Below are 881 nucleotides of genomic sequence, written 5' to 3'. Positions count from 1 at the left end.
CTGCGCACGCTGGTAGAGAAGACCCCCGACGCCGATATTCTGCGTGAGATGATTGGCTTCGCTGCCGAACGGCTGATGGAGATGGAAGTGGGTGCCGCCACTGGGGCCGGCTATGGCGAAAAGAGCGCCGAGCGGCGGGTCCAGCGCAATGGCTACCGCGAGCGGGACTGGGAGACGCGGGCCGGCACGGTCGAGCTGCGCATCCCCAAGCTGCGCAAGGGCAGCTACTTCCCGGGCTTTCTGGAACCTCGGCGGCTGGCCGAGAAGGCTCTTACCGCGGTGATCCAGGAGGCGTACATCCAGGGCATCTCAACCCGTTCGGTGGACGACCTGGTCAAAGCCATGGGCATGAGTGGCATCTCCAAGAGCCAGGTCAGCCGGCTCTGCGAGGAGATCGATGGGCGGGTGAAGGCCTTCCTCGAGCGGCCGATCGAGGGCGATTGGCCCTACCTGTGGATCGACGCCACTTACCTCAAGGTACGCAGGGGCGGCCGCATCGTCTCGGTGGCAGCCATCATGGCGGTGGGCGTCAATGCGGATGGCCGGCGCGAGGTGCTGGGCATGGAGATCGGCACCTCGGAGGCCGAGGCGATCTGGACCGAGTTCCTGCGCAAGCTGACCCGCCGCGGCCTGCGAGGCGTGAAGCTGGTGATCTCCGATGCCCATGAGGGCATCAAGGCGGCCGTCACCAAGGTGCTTTGTGCCACATGGCAACGCTGCCGAGTCCACTTCATGCGCAACGTCCTTGCCCATGCCGGCAAGAGCGGTCGCCGCGTGGCCAGTGCCTTTATCGCCACGGCCTTCGCTCAGGAGACGCCGGAGGCCGCCAGCACCCAATGGCGCGCCGTTGCCGACCAGATCCGTCCGCGGGTGCCCAAGCT

At 66.5% G+C, this 881-nt stretch carries 1 protein-coding gene; it reads left to right on the top strand.

All coding sequences use genetic code 11. The annotated features are described in order from the left end of the window. Nucleotides 1-881 (top strand): IS256 family transposase (locus HKD40_RS17635; protein ID WP_248306130.1); only part of this gene is annotated, 881 nt, incomplete at both ends.

The sequence above is a fragment of the Devosia sp. MC1541 genome, assembly GCF_012847305.1.
In the GTDB taxonomy this organism is placed as follows: domain Bacteria; phylum Pseudomonadota; class Alphaproteobacteria; order Rhizobiales; family Devosiaceae; genus Devosia.
The sequence above is the reverse complement of the archived record's forward strand: the minus strand, read 5'-3'. Positions and strand labels throughout refer to the sequence as shown.